At 42.6% G+C, this 22,398-nt stretch carries 23 protein-coding genes, 1 tRNA gene and 1 riboswitch; of the genes, 10 read left to right on the top strand and 14 right to left on the bottom strand.

What is annotated here, in order from left to right; genetic code table 11:
- Positions 1-5 precede the first annotated feature (5 nt).
- Genes AAH944_RS06660 through AAH944_RS06645 form a run of 4 tightly spaced genes read right to left on the bottom strand, consistent with a single transcriptional unit; the run spans position 6 to position 4,028 of the window.
- A complete protein-coding gene (locus AAH944_RS06660) occupies positions 6-1,991 on the bottom strand; it encodes an McrB family protein (RefSeq protein WP_204797899.1) in 1,986 nt (661 codons plus the stop codon).
- Positions 1,992-1,994: 3 nt separating this feature from the next.
- Positions 1,995-3,056, bottom strand: coding sequence for a DNA cytosine methyltransferase (locus AAH944_RS06655; protein ID WP_340773418.1), 1,062 nt, complete (start codon positions 3,054-3,056; stop codon positions 1,995-1,997).
- Complete coding sequence (locus AAH944_RS06650) at positions 3,053-3,778, bottom strand: site-specific DNA-methyltransferase (RefSeq protein ID WP_340773420.1); 726 nt, start codon at positions 3,776-3,778, stop codon at positions 3,053-3,055. The genes AAH944_RS06655 and AAH944_RS06650 overlap by 4 nt, the downstream gene beginning before the upstream one ends.
- 37 nt (positions 3,779-3,815) lie before the next feature.
- Positions 3,816-4,028, bottom strand: a complete 213-nt coding sequence (locus AAH944_RS06645) for a helix-turn-helix domain-containing protein (protein WP_046058007.1) — start codon at positions 4,026-4,028, stop codon at positions 3,816-3,818.
- Between the two features lie 386 nt (positions 4,029-4,414).
- On the opposite strand from AAH944_RS06645, the gene AAH944_RS06640 reads away from it, so the two are divergent.
- Positions 4,415-4,990, top strand: a complete 576-nt coding sequence (locus AAH944_RS06640; protein ID WP_415537811.1) for a transposase — start codon at positions 4,415-4,417, stop codon at positions 4,988-4,990.
- A gap of 16 nt (positions 4,991-5,006) precedes the next feature.
- On the opposite strand, the gene AAH944_RS06635 is transcribed toward AAH944_RS06640, so the two are convergent.
- Positions 5,007-5,246 carry a hypothetical protein gene (locus AAH944_RS06635; protein ID WP_415537492.1) on the bottom strand — a complete coding sequence of 80 codons (240 nt, stop codon included), beginning with the start codon at positions 5,244-5,246 and terminating at the stop codon, positions 5,007-5,009.
- Positions 5,230-5,493, bottom strand: coding sequence for an AbrB/MazE/SpoVT family DNA-binding domain-containing protein (locus tag AAH944_RS06630; RefSeq protein ID WP_415537490.1), 264 nt, complete (start codon positions 5,491-5,493; stop codon positions 5,230-5,232). The genes AAH944_RS06635 and AAH944_RS06630 overlap by 17 nt, the downstream gene beginning before the upstream one ends.
- A 340-nt stretch (positions 5,494-5,833) precedes the next feature.
- Between AAH944_RS06630 and AAH944_RS06625 the strand changes: the two genes are divergently transcribed.
- From AAH944_RS06625 to AAH944_RS06615, 3 genes are all read left to right on the top strand, one after another.
- Positions 5,834-7,261, top strand: coding sequence for a transposase (locus AAH944_RS06625; protein WP_415537488.1), 1,428 nt, complete (start codon positions 5,834-5,836; stop codon positions 7,259-7,261).
- A gap of 333 nt (positions 7,262-7,594) precedes the next feature.
- Positions 7,595-7,671: transfer RNA gene (locus tag AAH944_RS06620), tRNA-Pro, on the top strand.
- A gap of 207 nt (positions 7,672-7,878) precedes the next feature.
- The gene (locus AAH944_RS06615) at positions 7,879-8,028 is read left to right on the top strand and encodes a small, acid-soluble spore protein, alpha/beta type (RefSeq protein WP_019226900.1); all 150 of its coding nucleotides are present in this window, start codon (positions 7,879-7,881) and stop codon (positions 8,026-8,028) included.
- A gap of 63 nt (positions 8,029-8,091) precedes the next feature.
- Here AAH944_RS06615 and AAH944_RS06610 read toward each other — a convergent pair whose 3' ends face one another.
- Positions 8,092-8,703, bottom strand: a complete 612-nt coding sequence (locus AAH944_RS06610) for a DUF975 family protein (protein WP_415537486.1) — start codon at positions 8,701-8,703, stop codon at positions 8,092-8,094.
- 196 nt (positions 8,704-8,899) lie between these two features.
- Between AAH944_RS06610 and AAH944_RS06605 the strand changes: the two genes are divergently transcribed.
- The 5 genes from AAH944_RS06605 to ribE all read left to right on the top strand — a co-directional run bounded on the left by AAH944_RS06605 (position 8,900) and on the right by ribE (position 13,488).
- Positions 8,900-9,427 (top strand): GNAT family N-acetyltransferase, encoded by a 528-nt coding sequence (locus tag AAH944_RS06605; RefSeq protein WP_415537484.1) that lies wholly within the window; start codon positions 8,900-8,902, stop codon positions 9,425-9,427.
- 97 nt (positions 9,428-9,524) lie between these two features.
- Positions 9,525-9,639, top strand: a riboswitch (FMN riboswitch).
- A 188-nt stretch (positions 9,640-9,827) separates the two neighbouring features.
- The gene (gene ribD, locus AAH944_RS06600; protein WP_415537482.1) at positions 9,828-10,973 is read left to right on the top strand and encodes a bifunctional diaminohydroxyphosphoribosylaminopyrimidine deaminase/5-amino-6-(5-phosphoribosylamino)uracil reductase RibD; all 1,146 of its coding nucleotides are present in this window, start codon (positions 9,828-9,830) and stop codon (positions 10,971-10,973) included.
- Positions 10,973-11,626 (top strand): riboflavin synthase, encoded by a 654-nt coding sequence (locus AAH944_RS06595; protein WP_415537480.1) that lies wholly within the window; start codon positions 10,973-10,975, stop codon positions 11,624-11,626. Before ribD ends, AAH944_RS06595 begins: the two co-directional genes overlap by 1 nt.
- A 41-nt stretch (positions 11,627-11,667) precedes the next feature.
- Positions 11,668-12,885 (top strand): bifunctional 3,4-dihydroxy-2-butanone-4-phosphate synthase/GTP cyclohydrolase II, encoded by a 1,218-nt coding sequence (locus tag AAH944_RS06590; RefSeq protein ID WP_019226905.1) that lies wholly within the window; start codon positions 11,668-11,670, stop codon positions 12,883-12,885.
- A gap of 138 nt (positions 12,886-13,023) precedes the next feature.
- Positions 13,024-13,488 carry a 6,7-dimethyl-8-ribityllumazine synthase gene (gene ribE, locus AAH944_RS06585; RefSeq protein ID WP_015042627.1) on the top strand — a complete coding sequence of 155 codons (465 nt, stop codon included), beginning with the start codon at positions 13,024-13,026 and terminating at the stop codon, positions 13,486-13,488.
- Between the two features lie 105 nt (positions 13,489-13,593).
- Here ribE and AAH944_RS06580 read toward each other — a convergent pair whose 3' ends face one another.
- From AAH944_RS06580 to AAH944_RS06560, 5 genes are all read right to left on the bottom strand, one after another.
- Positions 13,594-13,791: a spore coat protein gene (locus AAH944_RS06580; RefSeq protein WP_015042626.1), complete on the bottom strand. Its 198-nt coding sequence runs from the start codon at positions 13,789-13,791 to the stop codon at positions 13,594-13,596.
- A 19-nt stretch (positions 13,792-13,810) separates the two neighbouring features.
- Positions 13,811-14,020 carry a hypothetical protein gene (locus AAH944_RS06575; protein WP_415537477.1) on the bottom strand — a complete coding sequence of 70 codons (210 nt, stop codon included), beginning with the start codon at positions 14,018-14,020 and terminating at the stop codon, positions 13,811-13,813.
- Between the two features lie 179 nt (positions 14,021-14,199).
- Positions 14,200-16,785 (bottom strand): ATP-dependent chaperone ClpB, encoded by a 2,586-nt coding sequence (gene clpB / locus AAH944_RS06570; RefSeq protein ID WP_415537475.1) that lies wholly within the window; start codon positions 16,783-16,785, stop codon positions 14,200-14,202.
- Between the two features lie 176 nt (positions 16,786-16,961).
- Positions 16,962-17,951 (bottom strand): DnaJ C-terminal domain-containing protein, encoded by a 990-nt coding sequence (locus AAH944_RS06565; protein WP_415537810.1) that lies wholly within the window; start codon positions 17,949-17,951, stop codon positions 16,962-16,964.
- Between the two features lie 164 nt (positions 17,952-18,115).
- The gene (locus tag AAH944_RS06560; protein ID WP_368292503.1) at positions 18,116-19,051 is read right to left on the bottom strand and encodes a diacylglycerol/lipid kinase family protein; all 936 of its coding nucleotides are present in this window, start codon (positions 19,049-19,051) and stop codon (positions 18,116-18,118) included.
- 394 nt (positions 19,052-19,445) lie between these two features.
- On the opposite strand from AAH944_RS06560, the gene AAH944_RS06555 reads away from it, so the two are divergent.
- Entirely contained in the window at positions 19,446-19,712 is a 267-nt protein-coding gene (locus AAH944_RS06555) for an SHOCT domain-containing protein (protein ID WP_368292505.1), read from the top strand.
- A 137-nt stretch (positions 19,713-19,849) separates the two neighbouring features.
- Here AAH944_RS06555 and AAH944_RS06550 read toward each other — a convergent pair whose 3' ends face one another.
- Complete coding sequence (locus AAH944_RS06550; protein WP_368292507.1) at positions 19,850-20,557, bottom strand: Crp/Fnr family transcriptional regulator; 708 nt, start codon at positions 20,555-20,557, stop codon at positions 19,850-19,852.
- A gap of 498 nt (positions 20,558-21,055) precedes the next feature.
- On the bottom strand, positions 21,056-22,396 hold the full coding sequence (locus tag AAH944_RS06545; protein WP_368292509.1) for a reductive dehalogenase: 1,341 nt from the start codon (positions 22,394-22,396) through the stop codon (positions 21,056-21,058).
- Between the last annotated feature and the right edge of the window lie 2 nt (positions 22,397-22,398).

Raw genomic sequence — 22,398 nt, 5'->3', positions numbered from 1 at the left:
CCCTACTAGTTTTGCCTAGTGTTATTCTGATTTGTAAATGCATCACGTACATTTTGTTTAAATATTTCAAAACGTTCAAATTTCTTAGATTGCATAAATTTACGGATAACTGCTTCTAAACTTTGATATTCGTTTGTCTCAAAGATTACCTCACGTGAGAATTTGAATGCATCATCCCACAAGTACTTGATAACCTTTTCTGGGAATCTACGATTTTGTTGCATTGCATCTCTGATTTCAACAAGACGCATTTCTTCTTCAGAAGTAAGAATTCCTTCCTTTTCTTTTTCACAAAGGCTTTCATATTCACCCTCTGTCCTATCTTCAGATGCGGCATTATACTTTAAATCTCTCAAATGCACAAAATACGCACCCAATCTTTTGTCTTCTGCAGAAGTCATCCTTGCGTTGTTTCCAACAATAATATCATTGATAGAAACACAGAAATTTTTCCATGTAACCGTTGTATCTAGAATCTCTGCATTTGCAAAGTTCGAATCCACTCTCTCAAAACTGTTTTCGATCATACGCATTTCCCATCTACGTTGAAAAGCAGTATCCAAAGTAAATACATTTTGATCAGATGTATTCATTGTTCCTATAATAGAGAGGTTTGATGGAATACGAACCTTGCGTCTGGCATCCCCATAAACCTCAAGCGCTATATTTTTATTAGTAATTCCATATTCGCTTGTACCAATAGGAAACTCGTCATCATCATCTTTAATTTCTACTTTTCTATCGAGTAGTTGGAACACTTCTCCAAAAATTGCTGGTGCATTTCCACGGTTAATTTCTTCAATTATAAGAATGTATTCTTTCTGAGGATTAACATATGCATCATGCAAAATAGTAGTGAAGGGACCTGGGGTAAACTTGTAGCTAACTTGTCCATCTTCCGATACATCCGGTAAAATCTGACCAATAAAATCAGAGTAGGTGTAATCAGGGTGGAATACCAATCGTTCCACATTACTGTCCTTCTTGCAATACTCATGTTCGATAGTCCAACTCTTACCAGAACCTGGAACGCCATAAAGCAGTATATTTCTCCCCCCAGCAACCCTAGATGTTTCGTATGTATATTCACTTGAGCCTTCCCGAAGATACATATTCTCTGTTTCACTAACTTCAGGCGTTAAAATATATCTAGTATTTGATAAGCTTAAAGACGCATCGACACGCTTTTGATATGCCCTCAACTTATCTCCTAACCCATCTTTAATAGCAACTCCATTTGCATTGCCATATGTTAAAAATGGATTTAATTTATCCGATAGTGCAGATTTTAATATACGGAGTGAACCCTTTGCTTCTTTTCTATCGTTAATATCAACTGCAGATTCTTCTTCCTCCAGCAATTTCATATATACACTGTTCATATTAAAGATGATATCTTGATCCCCATCAGTTAGTTTGTACACCGCTTCCTCAGATATATAAACAAGCAAATGCAACAAAGCTTCTTCAAATGTAGATTCAATAGGGATATTTAACCCTATCCATGATAAGAGAACTTTTGAATACTGTTCATCGTCTGAGGATAGCACTGTATCAAGAATATCCATATTTTTTGTGAACAGGAGAGTTTTAGGATATCTTTTACCACCAGTTCTCTCAGATGATGCTGGCATATTGTTGTCAAACTTAATTTTTGCAACACGCCAAATTAATTCAAATGCTACAATCAATGATTCTAGCTGTGATTTGAACAACTGGTTATTATTCACACGTTCAAGAAACTGTTCATCGGAAATTCCAATAGACGAATAAATAGGGTGATACTTTTCAATCAATCTAGTTTTTAACTCATCTGAAACTTCTATTGAATTACCTGCTTCTTTCGAGTATGCAAGTTCATCTGGATTGTTTGATGCTCTCCAAAACATCATTAATAATCCCAAGGTTGCCTTTACACTTGGTAAAGAAGATTTAATTCCTAGTTTTAAATCCACTTCTGGATATTTAACCATATTGTCTGGTCTTAACATTTTTTATCCTCCTGTTATATCATTCATAACAACCGTTGCAATAGCTTTGGCAAGCAATGGCGGAACAGCATTTCCAACTTGCTTCATCTGTGAACCTTTTGTACCTATAAAATGAAACGTATCAGGAAACGACTGAATCCTTGCAGCCTCTCGCACGGTTATTGCTCGATGTAAAAATGGATGAGTGAACTTACCAGAAGAAGGAGTATCAAATCTAGTTGTAATAGTTACAGATATCTCATCTTTGACCATCCTAGTCCAGGTTCCACTATAGATTGATTTAGTTAAATGTTCTTTAGGTAATACCTCTTTCCCTCTATTTGGAGGTATCATCTTTAATCTCTCAATTGCCAGCTCTGAATGTTTTGTCGCTTTATGATTATATAGATTATCGCTACCTTCGCGCATCATACGTTGATATTCACTTTGAGGAGGGTACCTATATGAATCACATTCTACACCTTCACCTGAATTTAAATATGCTAGATCACTAATTGCATCCCATATTGTAACTTTATAATCAAGTGGTCTTGGCATTGCAATTGCAGATTCTCCTTGTTTACCAATAATCACAGCTCTTCTTCTATTTTGAGGAACACCATAGTCGGCGGCATTGAGTGTGTCTGTTGACAATGTATATCCTAAACCCTCAAATAAATCTATAATTTCTTCCTTAAAGTAACCATTCTCCGCAGTTAAAAGATTCGGTACATTTTCCATTACAAAATATCGTGGACGTACAAAATCAACAACAGCTACAAAGTACTTAAATAAAAAGTTCCGTTCATCGTTGATGGTTTTTCTTTGTCCTTTCTGGGAAAACCCCTGACAGGGAGGGCCTCCAATAATAACATCTACCTTTCTACGATACTCATGAAATATTTTTTCAATGGGTAAATTTGTAATATCCTCAACAATCATTTTTGTATTTGGATGATTTAATTTATATGCTTTAGCTATAGATTCGTCATATTCATTTGCGAGCACAATATTAAAACCGGCCATTTCAAACCCAAGCGAAAGACCACCAACGCCCGCAAACAAATCAATCACTGTTGGCTTCATTCTTTCACCTCTTGAATACGGCGTGTAGCGATTTGAAAATAATCCTCACTTATTTCTACACCTATGAAATTCCTATTATTTAATTTTGCAGCCACACCGGCACTACCGCTACCCATAAAGGGATCAAGAACCGTCTCTCCTTCATTGGTCAGCACTTTAACAAAGAACTCCATCAATTGTACAGGTTTTTGTGTTGGATGTTTACCAAACTTGCGCTCACCGTTTGCTGCAACGCCTGTTTCAATAAAGTCATGTAGCACCTTTCCATCATTATTAAATGTGCCTGTTTTCTTCTTGTAAGTAAAATAAACCCACGCTTCCGTCGAATTAACAAAATGTAGATTCATGTTACGTGGCATAGGATTTAATTTATGCCAAATACCAGTAGTCTTATAATATAGTCCATGTCGCTCTGCAATTTTAATAATACTCTCTACCTTAATAATAGCCATGAATACAATCATAGCTCCACCCTTTTTAAGAACTCGAACGGATTCTTCGAAAAAGCTATCCATTGATTTTTCCCAATCCTCAAAACTTAGATTATCCCAACCAGCAGCCCCAAAAAAGTTATCACGCATCTTCTTTAGATTTGTATCTCTGCCTTTCATGAAATTACCTAAATTGTATGGTGGATCAGTTAATATAAGGTCTATAGAACCATTAGCGAGACGCTTCATAGAACGTATACAGTCTTCGTTATATAATATAGAATCAGCCATAACTCATTTCCTCTGCTTTAAATTTTATTAGTAGTACTTATGACCGATTGTCGAGTTCAACCTCAACAATCTCACTCAACTGGCAATTTAACTCATTACAAATACGCACTAGTACATCAAGAGAAACATATTCATTTTTACGCATCTTAGAAAAAGTACTAGGAGCAATGCCAGTGGCAAGATGCAAATCTGATACACATAACTCTTCATCTATCAATCTCTTCCAGAGTTTTTTATAGTTAACTCCCATTTTGCACCTCTCGTTTACATGGTAAAGTCATACGATTATTAATTATATCACATCTAATTCGAGTTTTCAATATATATTTTGATATCTCGAAACATATTAGTAAAAGTCAAAATGGAGATCCGCGCATTCCAATCCTACTTTTTTATACATCTAATCCATCTCCTCAACCCTATGAAGTTATCTAATCTGTCAACTCAACCCCACGCACTTTATTACAGTCGACCTGTTTCCTCAATAAACAAAAACAAGGATTTTCAAGATTGAAAGGCACTGCCAGACATCAGGCAGATAATCCTTCAACCTCGGAAATCCTTTATTTATCAGCGTTTGAGTAGCCCCTATTTCTCCACCCTTGACATCAAGACAACACACTCAACGAGCTTGGAATTAGAGGATATATCCATCTGAATACCGGTCATAATGCCAGTTGGCGCAAAGAAAGAGGCCTGTTTTCAATTGATGATTTCAGATATGACGGTAAGAATGACTGCTATATCTGTCCAAATGGTTGCACATTACATTACATAGGCGTAAGAAAAGTGCGTTATCGAGTTGGTAAAAACTATGTGTCAAGATCACAAGATTGTAAAAGCTGTCCTTTGAAAAACCGTTGCATTACCGGAAAGGCTAGTTATAAGGAGGTCCGACGGGATTTCTATCAAGAGGATCAGGAACGCAATCACGCTTTAATTGGTACTGCTATCTACCGACATGTAATGCGAAAACGTCAAGTGATCAGTGAAGGGAACTTTGCTTTGCAAAAACGATGTCACAACTTAAGGTTTACCCGAAAACGAGGCGTCTGGAAGGTTCAAGAACAATGCTTCCTTTCAGCAATGGCATTAAATCTTAAAAGACTAGTGAAATATGGGACAGCACCGCTCTTGCCGGCTGTCCCATATCTTCTTTATATTCTAGATGTTGTTTTAAAGAGAAATATCCGATTAAGGCCCGTTTACTAAGTATATATATTTCATTTTAAGCCAGGTTTGTCAACAGACCCGTTGTAAGAAATTTATCCCATTTGGGAATAATCTTTGGAAATTTACGCTCAATGACTTTTGAAATTTCCGTTATTGAGTAACTACAAATAATCAAGTAATGTTGCTCAATAAGCAATGTCAGAAGCTTACTTGCTATTGATGATTCTGATAACACAGCAGATACCAGGATATTTGAATCAACGAATACGCGTAAGGCATTACTTTTTCCGCTCATTCCACATTTCCTCCCGAACTACTTCCAGTTCATTAAGAAGGTCTTGTTCGGTGATACCTTTCTCTTGTGCCTCTGTACTCAGAGCATCTTGCAATTCGCGTAAGGCAATTAGACTGGCCTTCGTAATTACAACCTTGCCATTGTCCTCCAAGAATGCGACTCTATCACCTTCATTTAATTTCAACATGTCTCGAATAGGCTTCGGAATCGTAACCTGTCCTTTGGAGCTAATTCTTGATATTTCCATAACAGAACCACCTTTCTATTTTCCTTTACATCTTTACTTTCTTTACCTCTATTATACTACCGTAATAGGTACATGTGCAATTTACAAGTTTCTCCTTATTCCCTTAAAATTTGTCGTTACCGTCTGATATTGATGATTTGAAAATAACTTAAATTCGCAACTGGGGGTCTGTTGACAAACGGTGTAGAATAACTCAATTTTAATATTTGACAATTTTGAAATTTACTATACTAGTGTACTCAAATTCTAAACGACGAAATTTAAAACTTTCCCCAAGGTCTTGTAAAATCAAACGATATCACCCTCTGGAATGGTATAATGAAATAGGGTGATGACGATGATGACAGAGCAAAAAAGCAGACAAAATCGGATGCTGTGCGTATTAATGGAAGACCTTGTACCTAAAGGACACTTCCTTCGGAAGCTGGATGCGGCAATAGATTTCAGCTTCATATATGAAATCATGAGGCCGGTGTACAGTGACATAGGACGACCATCAGTTGACCCGGTCATTTTAGTAAAAATGCTACTTATCGGCTATTTGTACGGGATAGATTCGGAGCGAAAGCTCGAGGAAGAGATTACGGTCAACATCGCCTACCGCTGGTTTCTTGGCCTTGATCTGGAAGACAAAGTTCCGGATCACTCCGTCTTTTCCCAAAACCGCAAGCGCAGGTTTAAGGATACAGAAGTGTTTCAGGAGATATTTAACACAGTGGTTAAAAAATGTGCTGAAGCTGGACTTATTGGCGGTGAATGCGTGGTTATGGATTCCACGCATATCAAAGCTAACGCTGCTAATGGCAATGCAGAGAAAGTGCTTCTCATGGAAGGGCCCAATGAGTACTGGCAAAAACTAAATGACGAATATGGCCAGGACATCCGGCAAAAAAGTGAAGATGCCGACATGACTGTGACCATAAAAAAAAAGGCCGTCTCCGATCCTGAAGCTGGATGGATGCACAGACATCCCAAGCCGGCAGGATTCCACTACCTTTGCCATCAAAGCGCAGATATCCAATACGGTATCATAACAGACGTGCATGTTACGCCGGGAGATGTGACAGATGCTCCCTATTGTGTTAAACGTATAGCATACCAGAAACAGAAACTAAAAATACCGTTCCGCTTCGCCGGATTGGACAGCGGCTATGATACAGTCGCAGTACATCATGGTCTCCACAAGCTTGGAATTAGAGGATATATCCATCTGAATACCGGTCATAATGCCAGTTGGCGCAAAGAAAGAGGCCTGTTTTCAATTGATGATTTCAGATATGACGGTAAGAATGACTGCTATATCTGTCCAAATGGTTGCACATTACATTACATAGGCGTAAGAAAAGTGCGTTATCGAGTTGGTAAAAACTATGTGTCAAGATCACAAGATTGTAAAAGCTGTCCTTTGAAAAACCGTTGCATTACCGGAAAGGCTAGTTATAAGGAGGTCCGACGGGATTTCTATCAAGAGGATCAGGAACGCAATCACGCTTTAATTGGTACTGCTATCTACCGACATGTAATGCGAAAACGTCAAGTGATCAGTGAAGGGAACTTTGCTTTGCAAAAACGATGTCACAACTTAAGGTTTACCCGAAAACGAGGCGTCTGGAAGGTTCAAGAACAATGCTTCCTTTCAGCAATGGCATTAAATCTTAAAAGACTAGTGAAATATGGGACAGCACCGCTCTTGCCGGCTGTCCCATATCTTCTTTATATTCTAGATGTTGTTTTAAAGAGAAATATCCGATTAAGGCCCGTTTACTAAGTATATATATTTCATTTTAAGCCAGGTTTGTCAACAGACCCCCGGTTGCGAATTTGGGATACCGTCTCCGTCGAGAAGGCAAAAGAAAAATAGATTCCTTCAAAGCGTTGGCTTACCGCTATAGTTGGTTTCCATTTTCCATTCTATTTTTCCCTCCATACAATAATTCAGTAGCAAGTTTAGTCAAATATCTTTATATGTGATACATCATACCATTCCTTATATATCCTATTTTGTAGTATTTTGTAATGTAAAACATTTATTGACCGGATATTATCCTTGACATGCGTTATGCCATTTGTTATGATTTTATTTGTTCTTCAGAAGAGACATCGGGGCGTGGCGCAGTTTGGTAGCGTGCTTGGTTCGGGACCAAGAGGCCGCAGGTTCGAATCCTGTCGCCCCGACCATTGAAACTCAAAAGAAACTCCGGGTTTATACCCGGAGCTTATTTTTTATATTTATATATTTGATCCACTTTTGAACCTCTTTATTAATTGTCATATTTAAGCTAAATGTTAAAAACTTACTGAACTAAAATAAACTACCTGTGTATTTTATTCCTATATGCAGATACTACAGATAGATAAATAATAAATAAAAAGGAGGGATATTGAATGGCTAAGTATAAACTGCCGGTTAACAAACAAAGTGTTGCCAGCGAGCTTAATGTTAACCTAGGTCCAGACACCTCCGCAAGACAAAACGGCTCTGTTGGAGGTAGCATGGTTAAGAAAACTTTTGAATATATTAACAGTAGAATCTAGTCACTAAGTTAATGAAAAATAATTTACTCCGGGTTTTTTGCCCGGAGTAAATTTATCTATAACTTAAAACTCTTCCGCAGTACAGACACCATTTTTGATGCTTTCTTTTTTCAGTTCCTGATAGAAATTAGTAAACGTAATTTGCATGTAAGGCATCAGCCAGATATAGCCAAGACAGAACGGGATCGTGGCCAGGATCGCCCAGCCAATGAAGCTGAGCGTAAGCAGGAATAGCTTGCCGCGATAGCCATAGCTGATTTTTTTGCTGAGATCAAAGGCCTTTCTGATACCCATATCAGGATTATCAGCATAAATATAAAAGCTCATCATATAGCCGTACGCTTTAACGATCCCCGGAATAATGAGAAGCAGTGACCATAAAAGTGTCCACAGCACATACCAGAGATACAGCCCGGCGCAGTTAACGGCGTTTTTGAATCCAGACAGAACCACTTCAACGTTCGGATCTTCCCCGCGGCAGAACTTTAAGGTAAAGGTCACCAGGCCAATCATGAGCGGCCCCGCAATTAAGAGCGTAATAATCGGACCAGCACACGGGATCCAAGACAGGATGAACACGATTACAGCATAAATCAGACAGGCCAGGATTGGTCTCAGCCATTGCCCTTTTAACTGGGTGCGGGCCATGGCCCTTAATTCTTTGTTTTCAAGCATTTTCTAGTCCCCTTTCAAAATTATTAATGATGACTCCAGATGAATTATTTCATCTTAACGAAAGAAGCAACAAAATTCAAGCATTTTTGCTATATTTTACCTTATTTTGCATTTGCTTCTCCTTCTACTTGATCTTATTTCTCTACATGCTAAACTATGATTACTTAAACGCATTTTTGTTTGGAAGGTGACTGCCATGTTAAACGGCAAACGAACCCAAATCCGTCCGCTCGAAATGGATGATCTGGACACCTTGTATGAATGGTATAATGATCACGACTTCTCTTACTGGGTCAGCGGCAATTGGCCGCTGACAACCCTGCTGCGCCGGGAAGATCTGGAGAGCAAACTTTTTGAAGAGGATGCCAACCGCTATGCGATTACGGATTTACAAGGCAGCCTTATCGGTACAATTGGTTTCGATCAGGTCAATATTCCGGCCAGATCGGCCCGCATCTATGTCGGAATTGGTCTCCAAGATTACTGGGGAAAAGGTTACGGGACCGATGCGCTGACTGCTTTTATCCGCTACCTGTTTGGCCAGTGGAATTTTCGGAGACTGACCGCTGAGACCTGGGTCAATAACACCAGGGCGCTCTCCTGCTATCAGAAGCTCGGCTTCATTGCCGAAGGCAGGCTGCGTGAAGCCTATTATGTGGAAGGGCAATATTTTGACGCAATCATCTTAGGTTTATTAAAAAAAGATGAGGTCGTCCGCCTTTAGACTCTCTTGATCTCTGTGCAAAATGGTTGCATTCTTGGCAGGATTGCAGTATGATAATTGCAAGTTCGATTGATCTATGCAGCAAAACTGAATACGTTCTTTACTCTGGGGATAGGTGTAATTCCTTACCGGCGGTACAGCCCGCGAGCCTTATGGCAGATTCGTTGAAATTACGAAGCCGACAGTTAAAGTCTGGATGGAAAGAGCAAAACATGGTGTGATCGTGCACGTGCTTGTCATGTTTGTCGCGTAGCCTCTCACCTGCTTGTTTTGAATGACTGTTGATCTGAATGATGACGCCCGGAGTATTTCCGGGCATTTTTTATTATTTTTTCATAATTTATCAATGATTTATATTTCCATTTGTCGTTGACACGCTAATGACTGGAGGGTACATCCATTGCCTGATCGTTTTACCGCAGAAGATAAAAACTACATGGAACGCGCGCTGAATCTTGCCGTACTGGCAGCAGGCAGAACCAGTCCAAATCCGCTTGTGGGCTGTGTTATTGTCCGGGACGGTCAGATTGTCGGGGAAGGCTACCATAGGAAAGCCGGTACGCCGCATGCGGAAGTCCATGCCTTAAATGCTGCAGGATCAAGCGCAGAAGGTGCCGATGTCTATGTCACACTGGAACCCTGCTCCCATTACGGCCGTACACCTCCCTGCACCGATGCGCTGATTGCAGCAGGCGTAAAGAAAGTAATTGTAGCGATGACGGATCCGAATCCGCTGGTCAGCGGTCAGGGTGTGAAAAAGCTGCAGGATGCCGGTATTCTTGTCGAAACAGGTCTGCTGGCTGAAAAAGCCCGAAAAATTAATGAGCCTTTTCTGAAAGCGATTACCACAAAAATGCCCTTTGTACTTTATAAAGCTGCAATGACGCTCGATGGCCGGACTGCCGTAGAATCAGGAAACTCCAAATGGATCACTTCGGAAGAGGCCAGACATTTCGTCCATGGCCTAAGAAATACTTTTGACGTCATTATGGTCGGCAGTCAAACAGTCCTTCAGGATAACCCGCTCTTAACCTGCCGCAATATTGAGAATGGCCGGGACCCGGTCCGGCTAGTCGTCGATGGTTCCCTGTCTGTTCCGTTGAACGCGCAGGTCCTCCGGAACGAATCCGCCAGCCGCTGCATCATCGCGACAACAAAAGCTGCTGACCAGAACAAACTGCTGCGAATGCGTGAAACATTTGCTGCCGACAAGGTTGATATCTGGCAGTATGATACCTCCAGACAGGTTCCCTTGCCGGATCTGCTGAGAGATATCGCGGCCGGAGGCTTAAACAGCATCTTATTGGAAGGCGGCGGTACGCTTGCCGGTAAAATGCTGGAATCCAGGCTGATTGATCAAATCATGTTTATGATGGCCCCGAAACTGGCCGGATCAGGCTTCTCCCCGCTCTCAGGCCTGCACCTCACCAGCATGTCTGAGGCAGTAAATGTCAGTCAACTAGCGGTCTGTGAGCTGGGAGGAAATTATAGTTTTACCGGAACAGTTGACTATAACCATACCAATAAAATGGGAAGTGACAAATAATGTTTACCGGAATCATTGAAGAACTGGGCACAATAAAAAACATAGACCTGCTGAAAGACTCCGCCAGATTAACCATTGATGCTTCACTTGTGCTAAAGGGATCCCAAATCGGAGACAGCATTGCCGTCAACGGGGTCTGTCTTACAGCGACCGCCATTGGTTCCGGAAGTTTTTCTGTCGATGTTATGTACGAGACCCTGCAGCGAACAAACCTTCAAGAATTAAAGCCGCAGACAAAAGTCAACCTGGAAAGAGCGCTGCAGCTGCAAAGCCGTTTGGGCGGCCATCTGGTGAGCGGTCATGTCGATGGCACCGGAAAAATTACTGCCATCAGTCCGGTCAGCATTGCTCAAATCTATCGAATTCAAACCTCCCCGGAGATAACCTCCTCCCTGCTGCCGAAAGGGTCAGTGGCCATTGATGGAATCTCGTTAACGGTCATTGATGCCGGGGATGCCTTTTTTACCGTCTCCTTGATCCCCCACACCTTTCAGCATACGACACTCGGCTTTAAACGCGTTGGTTCTACGGTGAATCTTGAAACCGATCTCATCGGAAAATATGTAGCAAAATTCCTGCAAAAGGACCACAGCCCGCCCCAAACCAAAACGGAAATTTCCCTCGCATTTCTAACTGAAAATGGTTTTATCTAACGTTTAGCAAACGTTTTATCTAACGAAAGGAGCTTAAACAGATGACACAACAAGAAAATATTTTTGCAAGCATTCCGGAGGCTATCGAAGATATCCGTCAGGGCAAAATGATTATCGTCGTCGATGATGAAGACAGGGAAAATGAAGGCGATATTATCATGGCTGCTTCCAAGGTGACTCCTGACGCGATCAATTTTATGGCTACCTACGGCCGGGGGTTGATCTGTACTTCCCTGACTGCCGCAAGGCTTAAAGAACTGGATTTGGATCTGATGGTCCGGAACAACACAGATCCCCACGGCACAGCTTTTACGGTCAGCGTTGATGCCGCAACCAGCACCACAGGAATTTCCGCGTTTGAGCGGGCTGCTACGATTCAGGTGCTGATTAATAAAGATAGTAAGGCGGAAGATTTGCGCAGACCGGGTCATATTTTCCCGCTGCAGGCCCGGGAAGGCGGTGTCCTTGTCAGAGCCGGCCATACCGAAGGATCGGTCGATCTGGCCCGGCTGGCCGGTCTTGAACCGGCCGGGGTCCTTTGTGAAATCATGAATGAAGACGGGACAATGGCCAGAGTGAACGACCTGCTGAAATTTAAGGAAAAACACAATCTGAAAATGGTGACGATCAAAGATTTGATCAGTTACCGCCGCCTGAACGAGAGACTTATCGAAAGAGCCGAAAGTATTGATTTCCCAACAGAATTTGGGACGTTTAAGGCAGTCGGTTTTAAAAGTAAAATTGACGGCAAGGAACATCTGGCCCTGGTCAAAGGCAATGTCGGCGACGGGGAACCCGTTTTGGTCAGAGTCCACTCCGAATGTCTGACCGGAGATGTTTTTTATTCGCGAAGATGCGACTGCCGGGACCAGTTAACGGCAGCCATTCAGCAAATCGAACGCGAAGGGCGCGGCCTGCTTCTCTATATGCGCCAGGAAGGCCGCGGAATCGGACTTCTGAATAAATTGAAGGCGTATAAACTTCAGGAAGAAGGCAAAGACACTGTCGAAGCAAATCTGGCGCTGGGTTTCCCGCCTGATCTGCGTGATTATGGCGTCGGTGCTCAAATATTAGCTGATCTCGGTATCACCAAAGTCCGTCTGATGACGAATAATCCCAAGAAAATCGTAGGTCTGGAAGGCTACGGCATTCAAGTTACCGAACGCGTCCCAATTGAAATGCCCGCGAAACCTGAAAATGAATACTACCTGTCAACTAAAAAAGAAAAAATGGGCCATTTTTTGACCAATATTCGCTGACCAGTGATAATCGGCAATCCTTAATTGACGAATGACAAAGACATTAAGGAGTATAGAGAACTAAAGACCAAATATCATAACCAAATAGCCTAAAAGAAATATGACCAAACAGGCTGCAAAAGAAAGGATGGATATCATTTGAAAACCATTGAAGGAAAACTGTTGGCTGAGAATTTAAAGTTTGCGATTGTTGCCGGAAGATTTAATGAGTTTATTACGAATAAGCTTATTGGCGGCGCTTTGGATGCGCTGAAAAGACATGGCGCTGATGAGGACAATATCGAACTCGTCTGGGTCCCCGGTGCTTTTGAAATTCCGTTGGCCGCCAAAAAGATCGCTGAACAAAAACGCTTTGATGCGGTCATCTGCCTTGGCGCAGTGATCAGAGGGGCTACGCCGCATTTTGACTATGTCAGCAGCGAAGTCAGCAAAGGTGTCGCCAATGTCGGTCTGGAAACAGGCGTTCCTGTGATCTTCGGCGTTCTGACCACCGACACGATTGAACAGGCCATTGAACGGGCAGGCACAAAATCCGGCAATAAAGGTTTTGATGCTGCCGTAACCGCGATTGAAACCGCGAATCTGTTTAAGCAGCTTGCGTAGTAGATCGATTCTTAAAACAAGGCAAATAAAAGACGGGAAGGCTATACCGCTGTATAACCTTCCCGTCTTTTTTACTCATGGATCTCCACTTGCTAACAAATAATCTTAGATCGATCCTCCGGATTTTTCAATAAGTTTCCCAAGCCGTTCATAGACTTTACTTGCTTCATTCGCCAGCTGAAGATAGCGGTGCCGGATTTCATCATTCGAGGCTTTGGTGGCAAATGTCATATACCCGGAAGCCGCTGCCGAGACATCTTTTTCGTAGTCATACATCATATCTAGATCCGAAAAATTACTCATAAACTTAATAATCCCCTTCCTACATGATTTGAGCAAGTTTACTTTTAAGGAAGCCGTTTAATCCCTCGAGTGCGCTTGCCTGATCCTTGAAAAATGCTTTTACTTCCCTGTCGTGAGCCATCTCACTGAACATTTCACATTTCCTCATCGATACTTCGCTTTCAACTAGAGATCTTGTTATCATTCCCTGATCGAGAATTTTCTTGATTTCACTTTGACTATGCTGCATGATATCCCACCTTCCAAAATTCTTAAGTATTTTAGAATTAAGTATTTTCAGGATATACAAAAAGAGCTGAATTTATGCATTATTCCCTGTCATAATAATAAAAACAACATGGGTTTAACAGATAAAACCCGTGTTGTTTTTTTATATTAATGTTTCAGACTCGTTCGATCGTTTTTTTGTTAAATCTTCTTAAACTGATAGTCCTGGTCATAATCCACGAGGATTTTGGTGCCTTCTGGAAATTCACCCTGCAGAATCTGTTTAGCCAGCAGATTCTGGATCCGCTGCTGAATCACTCTCTTCAGCGGTCTGGCCCCGAATACGGGATCATAGCCTTCTTCTGTAAGCATGTGCAAAGCCTTGTCGGCTAAAGTCAGGGTAAGTCCTCTTTCTTTGAGGCGGTTCCGAAGCAGGTCAAGCTGAATTTCCACGATCCGGACAAGATCTTCTTTCTTTAACGGATCAAAGATGATGATCTCATCAAGTCTGTTGATAAATTCGGGCCGGAAATACCGGCTTAACTCGGCTTCGATCATTTTGCGGATCAATTCCGGACTGCTGTGGTTTTCATTCATTTCCCGGATCTCCTGTCCGGCAATATTGCTGGTCAGGATCACAACCGTATTCTTGAAATTGACAATCCTGCCCTGGCCGTCTGTGAGTCTGCCGTCATCAAGCAGCTGCAGCAGAACATTAAAGACATCACCATGCGCTTTCTCAACTTCGTCGAGTAAAATGACGGCGTACGGTTTTCTGCGGACTGCTTCCGTCAGCTGTCCGCCTTCATCATAGCCGACATAGCCGGGAGGAGCCCCAATCAGCCGGGCTACGGAATGCTTCTCCATATATTCCGACATATCAATCCGGATCAGGGCTTGTTCATTGTCAAACAGAAATTCTGCCAGGGCTTTGGCCAGCTCTGTCTTCCCTACTCCGGTAGGGCCGAGGAACAGGAATGAACCCAGCGGACGGTTCGGGTCCTGCAAACCGGTACGGGCTCTCCGGACCGCATCAGCTACCGCTTGGACAGCTTTATCCTGACCGATGACCCGTTGATGCAGGTTTTCCTCCATCGTAATTAGTTTCTCGGCTTCACTTTCCAGAAGCTTGGAGACTGGGATATGCGTCCATTTGGCAACGATCTCAGCAATATCGCTTGCCGAGACTTCCTGCTTCAGCAGCGTATTCTCCCGGCCCGATACGAGCTGTTCAAGTTCGGCCAGCTCTTTCTCAAGCTTTGGCAGTACGCCGTACTGAAGTTCGGCAGCCTTATTATAGTCGTATTTTTGCTGGGCATTTTCAATCTCCACCCTCGTCCGGTCAATATCTTCCTTCAGCTTGTGAATATTGCCCAATTTTTCGCGTTCTTCCTGAAGCTTGGCCTCTAGGGCACTTCTTTTTTCCTTCAGGTCCCCAAGTTCCTTTTCAATATTGGCCAGTCTTTCCTGACTCGCTTTGTCTTTTTCTTTTTTCAACGCTTCCCTTTCAATCTCGAGCTGCATGATTCTGCGTTTGATATCGTCGAGTTCCTGCGGCTCACTGGTGATTTCCATCCGCAGCCTGGCCGCTGCCTCATCGATCAAGTCAATCGCCTTGTCCGGCAGGAACCGTTCACTGATATAGCGGTCGGAAAGAATACTCGCTGCGATGATCGCACTGTCGGTAATCCTGACGCCATGATGCGTCTCATAACGTTCTTTCAAGCCCCTCAGGATCGAGATCGTATCCTCGACTGTGGGCGGTGCAACGATCACCGTCTGAAAACGTCTTTCCAGCGCCGCATCCTTTTCGATGTGCTTACGGTATTCGTCCAAGGTCGTGGCTCCGACCATCCTGAGCTCCCCGCGGGCCAGCATCGGTTTCAGCATATTGCCAGCGTCCATCGCGCCTTCGGCAGCTCCTGCCCCGACGACAGTGTGCAGTTCATCAATAAATAAAATAATATTTTCGCGGCTTTCAACTTCCTTTAAAACAGCCTTCAGCCGCTCTTCGAACTCCCCGCGGTATTTGGCACCGGCAATCAGCACGCCCATATCAAGGGAGATTACTTCTTTATTCTTAATCGCTTCAGGAACATCACCGCGCACGATTCTTTGGGCCAGCCCTTCGACAATGGCCGTCTTTCCTACGCCTGGTTCGCCAATCAGAACCGGGTTGTTTTTTGTCCGGCGGGACAGAATCTGCAGTACTCTGCGGATTTCCTCATCCCTGCCGATAACCGGATCAAGTTTTCCTCTTCTGGCCAGTGTCACGAGGTTTCGGCCGTACTGTTCCAAGGCAGCATAGGTCCCTTCCGGATTTTGACCGGTAACCCGCTGAGATCCGCGGATTTCCTTTAGAACTTTCAGCAGGGCTTCCCGGGTAACTCCGGCTTCTTTCAGGGTCTTTCCGGCCTCTCCGCCGGCCTGATCAACAATGGCCAGCAAAAGATGTTCCGTGCTGACATAATCATCCCCAAACGGTTCCATCTGGTCATGGGCGTTCACCAGTACTGTTCTCATTCTCGGAGAAATGCTCAACTGAGAAGCCGCTCCCATCATTCTGGGCAGTCTCGCGATGCTGGATTTGGTCTTCTCGCTGACGCTAGCTAGCGAAATATTTAATTTATTCAGAATCTGAGGCACAACGCCTTCATTTTGTTCCAATAAGGCCAGTAGCAGATGTTCGGGTTCCACCTGACTGTTATGGTTACTTTCTGCGTTGTTTTGCGCAGCGATGATTGCCTCCTGGGATTTCTGGGTAAAACGGTTGGTATCAAAAGCCATGCGTATCACTCCTTTGAGTTAACATACCGGTATTTGTGGTAGGTCAACGGAATATATAAATAGGTAAGCATATTTGGGTCTGGTCTGCATGCCACAATACCGCTTTCGGCAGATTGCGCCCTCCATGCTCCGCTTGACGCCGGTAATTGCGGCATGCAGACCTAACTCTGGAGTAATCAGGTGTTTCTTTCCTGGCTTAATTCCTGAAGCGTACTCATTTCTTTCTCAGACATCTCTTCGGGCAGGACAAGCGTAATCTTTGCGTAAAAATCGCCGAAATGGCCCGGTTTGTTGAGAATAGGCATTCCTTTCCCTCTCAGACGGAAACTTTTTCCGGTTTGGGTGCGCGGAGGAATCTTGATGGATATATCTTCGCCTAAGGTTTTGACTCGGGCTTCTCCGCCAAGTACGGCCTTGAAGAAATCGATTTCGATGTTGGCGGACAAATCATCTCCGTCCCGGGTATAGACAGGATGTGGAATGATTTTTACCGTTAACAGAAGGTCTCCTTTGTTTCCGTTTTTCGCTCCTGCTTGTCCCTGTCCGCTGAGCCTAATTTTATTGTTATGCTTAATACCTTTCGGAACAGTGGCTTCAATTCTCCGGCCGCCGACTTCAATCATCCGTTTGGTTCCATGATAGGCTTCTTCAAGCGTAATACTGATTTCACCTTCAATGTCCCTGCCGGCCTGCGGTCTTCTGATCCTATCCGAATAATAATCATCGGAATCATCAGCATAGCCTGCTCCCATGCCAAAGATCGAGGAAAAGAAATCAGAAAATCCCCCCATGCCCCTGCCGGCACCAGAGCCAAAACCTCTGTCCCCAAATGTTTCCGCGAACTCTTCCGGCGTCATTGTACGGGTATAGCGGTTGCTCCCCGGTGATTCCTGCCAGGCCGACCAGTCAAAAGAATTCCCTCTGCCGCCGTGCGACTGCCATTGCTGGTAGTTTGCCCTTAAATCATCATATTTTTGTCTTTTGGCAGGATCGGATATCGCCTGATAGGCTTCATTAATTTCCTTAAATTTCTCTTCTGAGGCTTTATCACCCTGGTTTAAATCAGGATGATACTTTTTGGCCAGTGCCTGGTATGCTTTTTTGATGGCCTTATTGTCTGCATCCGGAGAAACGCCTAAGATTTGATAATAATCTTTAAAATCCACTGTCTTCACCACCTCAAAACTGCTTTCCTTACCCATTAATTGTATTATATGCAAAATTCCTTTAAAGGTCAATATTGGTCAGACATATATTTGTCTTTAGCTGACCTTGCAGAATCTTCGTCTATATGCGTATTCATCCGTATGGTTTTAATGTTAACGGAAACTTATACCCATAGTTTCAAACACTTAGGGATTACCCGGTATGCCTTCGGACATACCCCCGGGATCTCCCCGTCGGTTTCAAAAAGTATGGAATCCGGCATATGCAGTGCAATTTCCTTACAGCGGAACACTTGGACTTCAGGAAGATGGATATGTTGACCTTTATAAAGCAGCGGAAAGCGTGAAAAGAGCCTAGACAGCTTCATTTCTTTTATCACAACCAGATCGAACAAACCATCATCCAGGCGGGCATCAGGCGCAATACGCATTCCGCCGCCAATATATTGACCGTTGCAGACCATAAGCCCCCAGATATTCCCTTCCCAGAATGTATCCTGGTCCATTTTCAGAGAAACGCAGACGCTCTTGTACGATAGAACAGCTTCTAAAGTACTGGTCAGATAAGAGAGCTTGCTGCCCATCGCTTTACTCCGGCAATTGGTCCTGTGGACCGCTTCCGCGCCGACTCCGACATTGGATGCATTCAGAAAATAACGTGTCCGTTCTTCCCCTTCAAAATTCAGAAAGTCAACTCGGCCAAGATCAGAAAGAATGATATTGGGCTCCTTCAGCATCCTGATCAAGGCTTTCAGACCTTTTTCTTTGCCTGTTTTTATTGTCCTTACAAAATCGCCGCCTGTTCCCTGTTCAAAAACAGCCAGTTCGATATCGTCCGCAACAAGCCGGTCCTTCTCAATAAGACCATTAAGCACCTCATTGACAGTTCCGTCTCCGCCGACCGCAATTATCCTCCGATACCCTTCGTCTAGAGCCATACGTGTTATTTCTGTTCCTCCCCCGGAGCGGGAGGTCAGTGCATAATCCACCTGTATTCCTGCCTGACGAAGCCGCTGATAATACCCTGGCCAAAGTCCTTGCGTTCTTCCATTTGCTGACCGGGGATTCACAACAGCAAACCATGATTTTTGCTGGCTCATTTTCATCTTCCTATCATCTTAGTCTTTCTCGGTCTTTTTCTCGATCATTTTTCTCTGTTCATCTGCTGACGTGATTTAGTTTTCAAACATATTGTTTCGCTAATACCGAGAAATTCCCTTTATGCGCAAGAAATTATTTTTCTAACAATTCAGAATCAAAATTCTGAATTTTCTTTGGCTTTCCTTCAGTCACTATCCTTGCCAAAAAACTGCAGCATATTCATACATTCCATTTCCTTCCCCGGATCTGCGGCTATTCATAAATCAGGCCCAAATGGTACAAAATATTGATTACAATGGTTTCATCAAATAAAATAGAATCTCAAAACCAGGCATTCATTTTTTTAATGCCATAGGAAGAATCTAGAAAATATAATAAGGAGGTAACTAAAAAATGATGCGAGGCTGGTATGGACCAGATGGAGGCTGGATGATGGGAGGAAATTATTCCTGGATGGGATTTGTTGCCATGATCATCCAATTGCTTTTCTGGCTAGGAATTATTTATCTTGCAGTTAGGCTTATTAGAAGTTATTTGGACAGAAAGAACACCTCCGGTAAACCGGAAGACCGCGCTATGACCATCTTACGAGAACGATATGCCAAAGGGGAAATCGATCTGGAAGAATACAATACCCGAAAAGGTGAGTTAGAGAAATAAAAGCACATCATAATTATAAAATATCAAGGGAAAATCCTTGATATTTTACATTACCTTTGCGCATTTTTAATTATCGAAGCCTAAAAATATAACGATTAATTCGGGGTAATTTTAGATGTTAATAATTATGAATAGATTTAATACGTTAGTTCCTCATCCGCAATAAGGTTACATAATTTATTAAGATCGTAAATCTTTATGACTTTTTTATTCTTTTTTATGATGCCTTCTCTACTAAGATAAGTAAACAATTTACAAACGGTCACAGGATGGGTACCTGTTATTTTGGCAATCATTTTTTGTGATATATTCTCAACCGCCAACTCATAATGGTCATTCACCCGTTTTCCTTTTGTGAGACATAGATCATATAGAAAAGAGAATACCCTAGACGAAGAACGGCATTGATATAAGTCCCTTGCTTGATGCTCGAAGTAATGAACTTTTTGTACGATATTCAAGATGAATTTTTTTAATAAATTAGCATCCTGCGACAATATTTCAACCATCATATCTAAAGTAAAAAAATACACAATGCAATCTTTTACTGCAGTAATTTGAAATTCATGATCATCATTTGGGTTTATGGCCACCCCAATACAGTTCTTACAAATTTCAAAAAGATACTTCTCCTCACCAGTCCGCGATACTATACTCGCTTCAAGTTGTCCTGAAATCAGATAAATGATACTATAAAAAGGTATACCGGGCGAGATGATCTTGCTTCCCTTTATAAAAGTATGCAGGCTTCCAAGGGAAGTATACATATTTAGCTCTTCAATGGGATCAAATACTGGAATAATAGGTATCTTTATTTTATTATCTGGTATTTTCCTGTTTTCCAAAGTATTCCCACCTTTTTAAGAGAAAATATAAACTATTAGGCTTAATACTGATTATTTTTTAAATACCGCTTCAAATAGTTATGCCAGATTATAGAAGTTTATCAAAGTGCATATTATCAATGGTAGCCACAGGCTACCCTCAGCGTCAGGATGAGAATGCAGTAATCTAATCTGATATAATACTTGTCATAGCAAACCTCCAAAGTACTAGTTATTGGGTTTGTAATTTATTTTCATTATACCAGTTATGGTAATTTTCTTGTTGTTTTAAGCCTAGTTTTCTAATATTTAATTATAATAGGTTGTGCGTAGTCTATTTGCTGAAAACAAAAAAGTCATTATAAAAAGAAGGAGGATTTTCTCAAATGACGCTTGGATCTCCATAATATTTTTAATGTAATGAACATCTGTTTTCATATATCTTTAAGCGGCAAGATGAAGCTCCAGCCGCTTAAAGATATACCTAATAAGGAAACTGAACTTATTATTGCTTAGCAGCTAATACCTCTCGGGCCATTCCAGCCACCATTTGAATTTCTCAATTTGTTCCGTTCCATAGCCAAACATATCATCAATCTGTTTGAGTAATCTGGATGAGGTCTCACCTTTACTGCCGATCCATGTACCTGCATCATGGAACCAGGAGTTTTCTTTAGAGTCCCAGGGGCATACCTTCATACACATGCCGCAGGAAGAGCCTTCTTTATTCGTTGACCGGAATTCTGTGCATTTTTTCCAGTCACTGTTCCAACGCAGGTAACCATTATGCTCAACTGGATCTTTATCAAAAGTGATTGCACCTCCAGGGCAATTTTCGGCACATTTGCCACATACCCGGCAAAAGTCTAGCAAGCCAAAATCAATAGGGTTATCAGGAACGAGCGGCAAATCCGTGGTTACAGCTCCGCCCTTATGGCGAAATCCCAGCCGGGGATGAATCGTACAGTCACCTGTTCTGGATAGTTCACCCAATCCCGATGCTATGAGGCAGGGGCCCAAGACTAATTCGAAGTTGCCAGCATGCTGTGCTCTGGCATTATAACCCAGGTTACGAATATAACTCGCTAAGATGACAGCAATAACAGCAGATGCATGGTATGAGCGAAAGGATTGGCCAGCACTGATACCATCATATCCAGTCGAACCTAACATCGTTTCCAAATGCTGGTCAACTACAAAAGTAATCACATAGGGTAGACTCTCCGTGACGGGAATTGACTTAGATAAATCATCCTTAAACAAATCATCCTGACTAGGGTTCCTATAACTATAATACGCATAAGGGGGCATCTTACCGATCCCAACTTCGTCAGCCCGCAAAAAATACGCACAATCCTTAATGTGTTGGGACATTTGTGCAGGATCAGGAATCGACAGCTTTTCAGGAGACGGCTTACCGCTAACCAGTGTGTCTGGACTGATAGCACCCAGAAAACCCACAATTGCGGCATTGAAAGGATGCTTAGTAACGAAATGAAAACCACTGGATTCTATACGAGCCTGGGGTGAAAGTTTGCCGCGCATCGCATAACTGAATCCTGTGTCCGCTTCATGGGTCTTTTTAATAGGTCCAACGATCTTTGAAGTTCCGAGCCATTGATCGTTATTCTCAACAAATCGGACACTAGCGCCACCATAATCTACATTGGGGTGCAGCTTGGATTTGGCTCCGTTTTGAGAACCTGTCTGGCTTGCCATAGCTTCTACCGGCAAAACTCCGATTGCGCCAACAATCCCTGCCGCCAGTGCAGAAGCAGCCCCTGCCTTCAAAAATTTACGTCGGTTCATTTGGGATCCTTGTTCCTGCTGTTTTTTTTCTTGTTCCAAAGATTTTAACATTA

The sequence above is a fragment of the Dehalobacter sp. CP genome, assembly GCF_047652685.1.
Classification (GTDB): Bacteria; Bacillota; Desulfitobacteriia; order Desulfitobacteriales; family Syntrophobotulaceae; genus Dehalobacter.
Note: the sequence above shows the minus strand (reverse complement) of the source record. Positions and strands in the feature narration are given on the sequence as shown.

Bases quoted from the DNA above. Each gene is read 5' to 3' on its own strand.
- AAH944_RS06660 (WP_204797899.1), bottom strand. From the start codon at position 1,991: ATGTTAAGACCAGACAATATGGTTAAATATCCAGAAGTGGATTTAAAA.
- AAH944_RS06655 (WP_340773418.1), bottom strand. From the start codon at position 3,056: ATGAAGCCAACAGTGATTGATTTGTTTGCGGGCGTTGGTGGTCTTTCG.
- AAH944_RS06650 (WP_340773420.1), bottom strand. From the start codon at position 3,778: ATGGCTGATTCTATATTATATAACGAAGACTGTATACGTTCTATGAAG.
- AAH944_RS06645 (WP_046058007.1), bottom strand. From the start codon at position 4,028: ATGGGAGTTAACTATAAAAAACTCTGGAAGAGATTGATAGATGAAGAG.
- AAH944_RS06635 (WP_415537492.1), bottom strand. From the start codon at position 5,246: ATGAGCGGAAAAAGTAATGCCTTACGCGTATTCGTTGATTCAAATATC.
- AAH944_RS06630 (WP_415537490.1), bottom strand. From the start codon at position 5,493: ATGGAAATATCAAGAATTAGCTCCAAAGGACAGGTTACGATTCCGAAG.
- AAH944_RS06625 (WP_415537488.1), top strand. From the start codon at position 5,834: ATGACAGAGCAAAAAAGCAGACAAAATCGGATGCTGTGCGTATTAATG.
- AAH944_RS06615 (WP_019226900.1), top strand. From the start codon at position 7,879: ATGGCTAAGTATAAACTGCCGGTTAACAAACAAAGTGTTGCCAGCGAG.
- AAH944_RS06610 (WP_415537486.1), bottom strand. From the start codon at position 8,703: ATGCTTGAAAACAAAGAATTAAGGGCCATGGCCCGCACCCAGTTAAAA.
- AAH944_RS06605 (WP_415537484.1), top strand. From the start codon at position 8,900: ATGTTAAACGGCAAACGAACCCAAATCCGTCCGCTCGAAATGGATGAT.
- AAH944_RS06595 (WP_415537480.1), top strand. From the start codon at position 10,973: ATGTTTACCGGAATCATTGAAGAACTGGGCACAATAAAAAACATAGAC.
- AAH944_RS06590 (WP_019226905.1), top strand. From the start codon at position 11,668: ATGACACAACAAGAAAATATTTTTGCAAGCATTCCGGAGGCTATCGAA.
- AAH944_RS06580 (WP_015042626.1), bottom strand. From the start codon at position 13,791: ATGAGTAATTTTTCGGATCTAGATATGATGTATGACTACGAAAAAGAT.
- AAH944_RS06575 (WP_415537477.1), bottom strand. From the start codon at position 14,020: ATGCAGCATAGTCAAAGTGAAATCAAGAAAATTCTCGATCAGGGAATG.
- clpB (WP_415537475.1), bottom strand. From the start codon at position 16,785: ATGGCTTTTGATACCAACCGTTTTACCCAGAAATCCCAGGAGGCAATC.
- AAH944_RS06560 (WP_368292503.1), bottom strand. From the start codon at position 19,051: ATGAGCCAGCAAAAATCATGGTTTGCTGTTGTGAATCCCCGGTCAGCA.
- AAH944_RS06555 (WP_368292505.1), top strand. From the start codon at position 19,446: ATGATGCGAGGCTGGTATGGACCAGATGGAGGCTGGATGATGGGAGGA.
- AAH944_RS06545 (WP_368292509.1), bottom strand. From the start codon at position 22,396: ATGTTAAAATCTTTGGAACAAGAAAAAAAACAGCAGGAACAAGGATCC.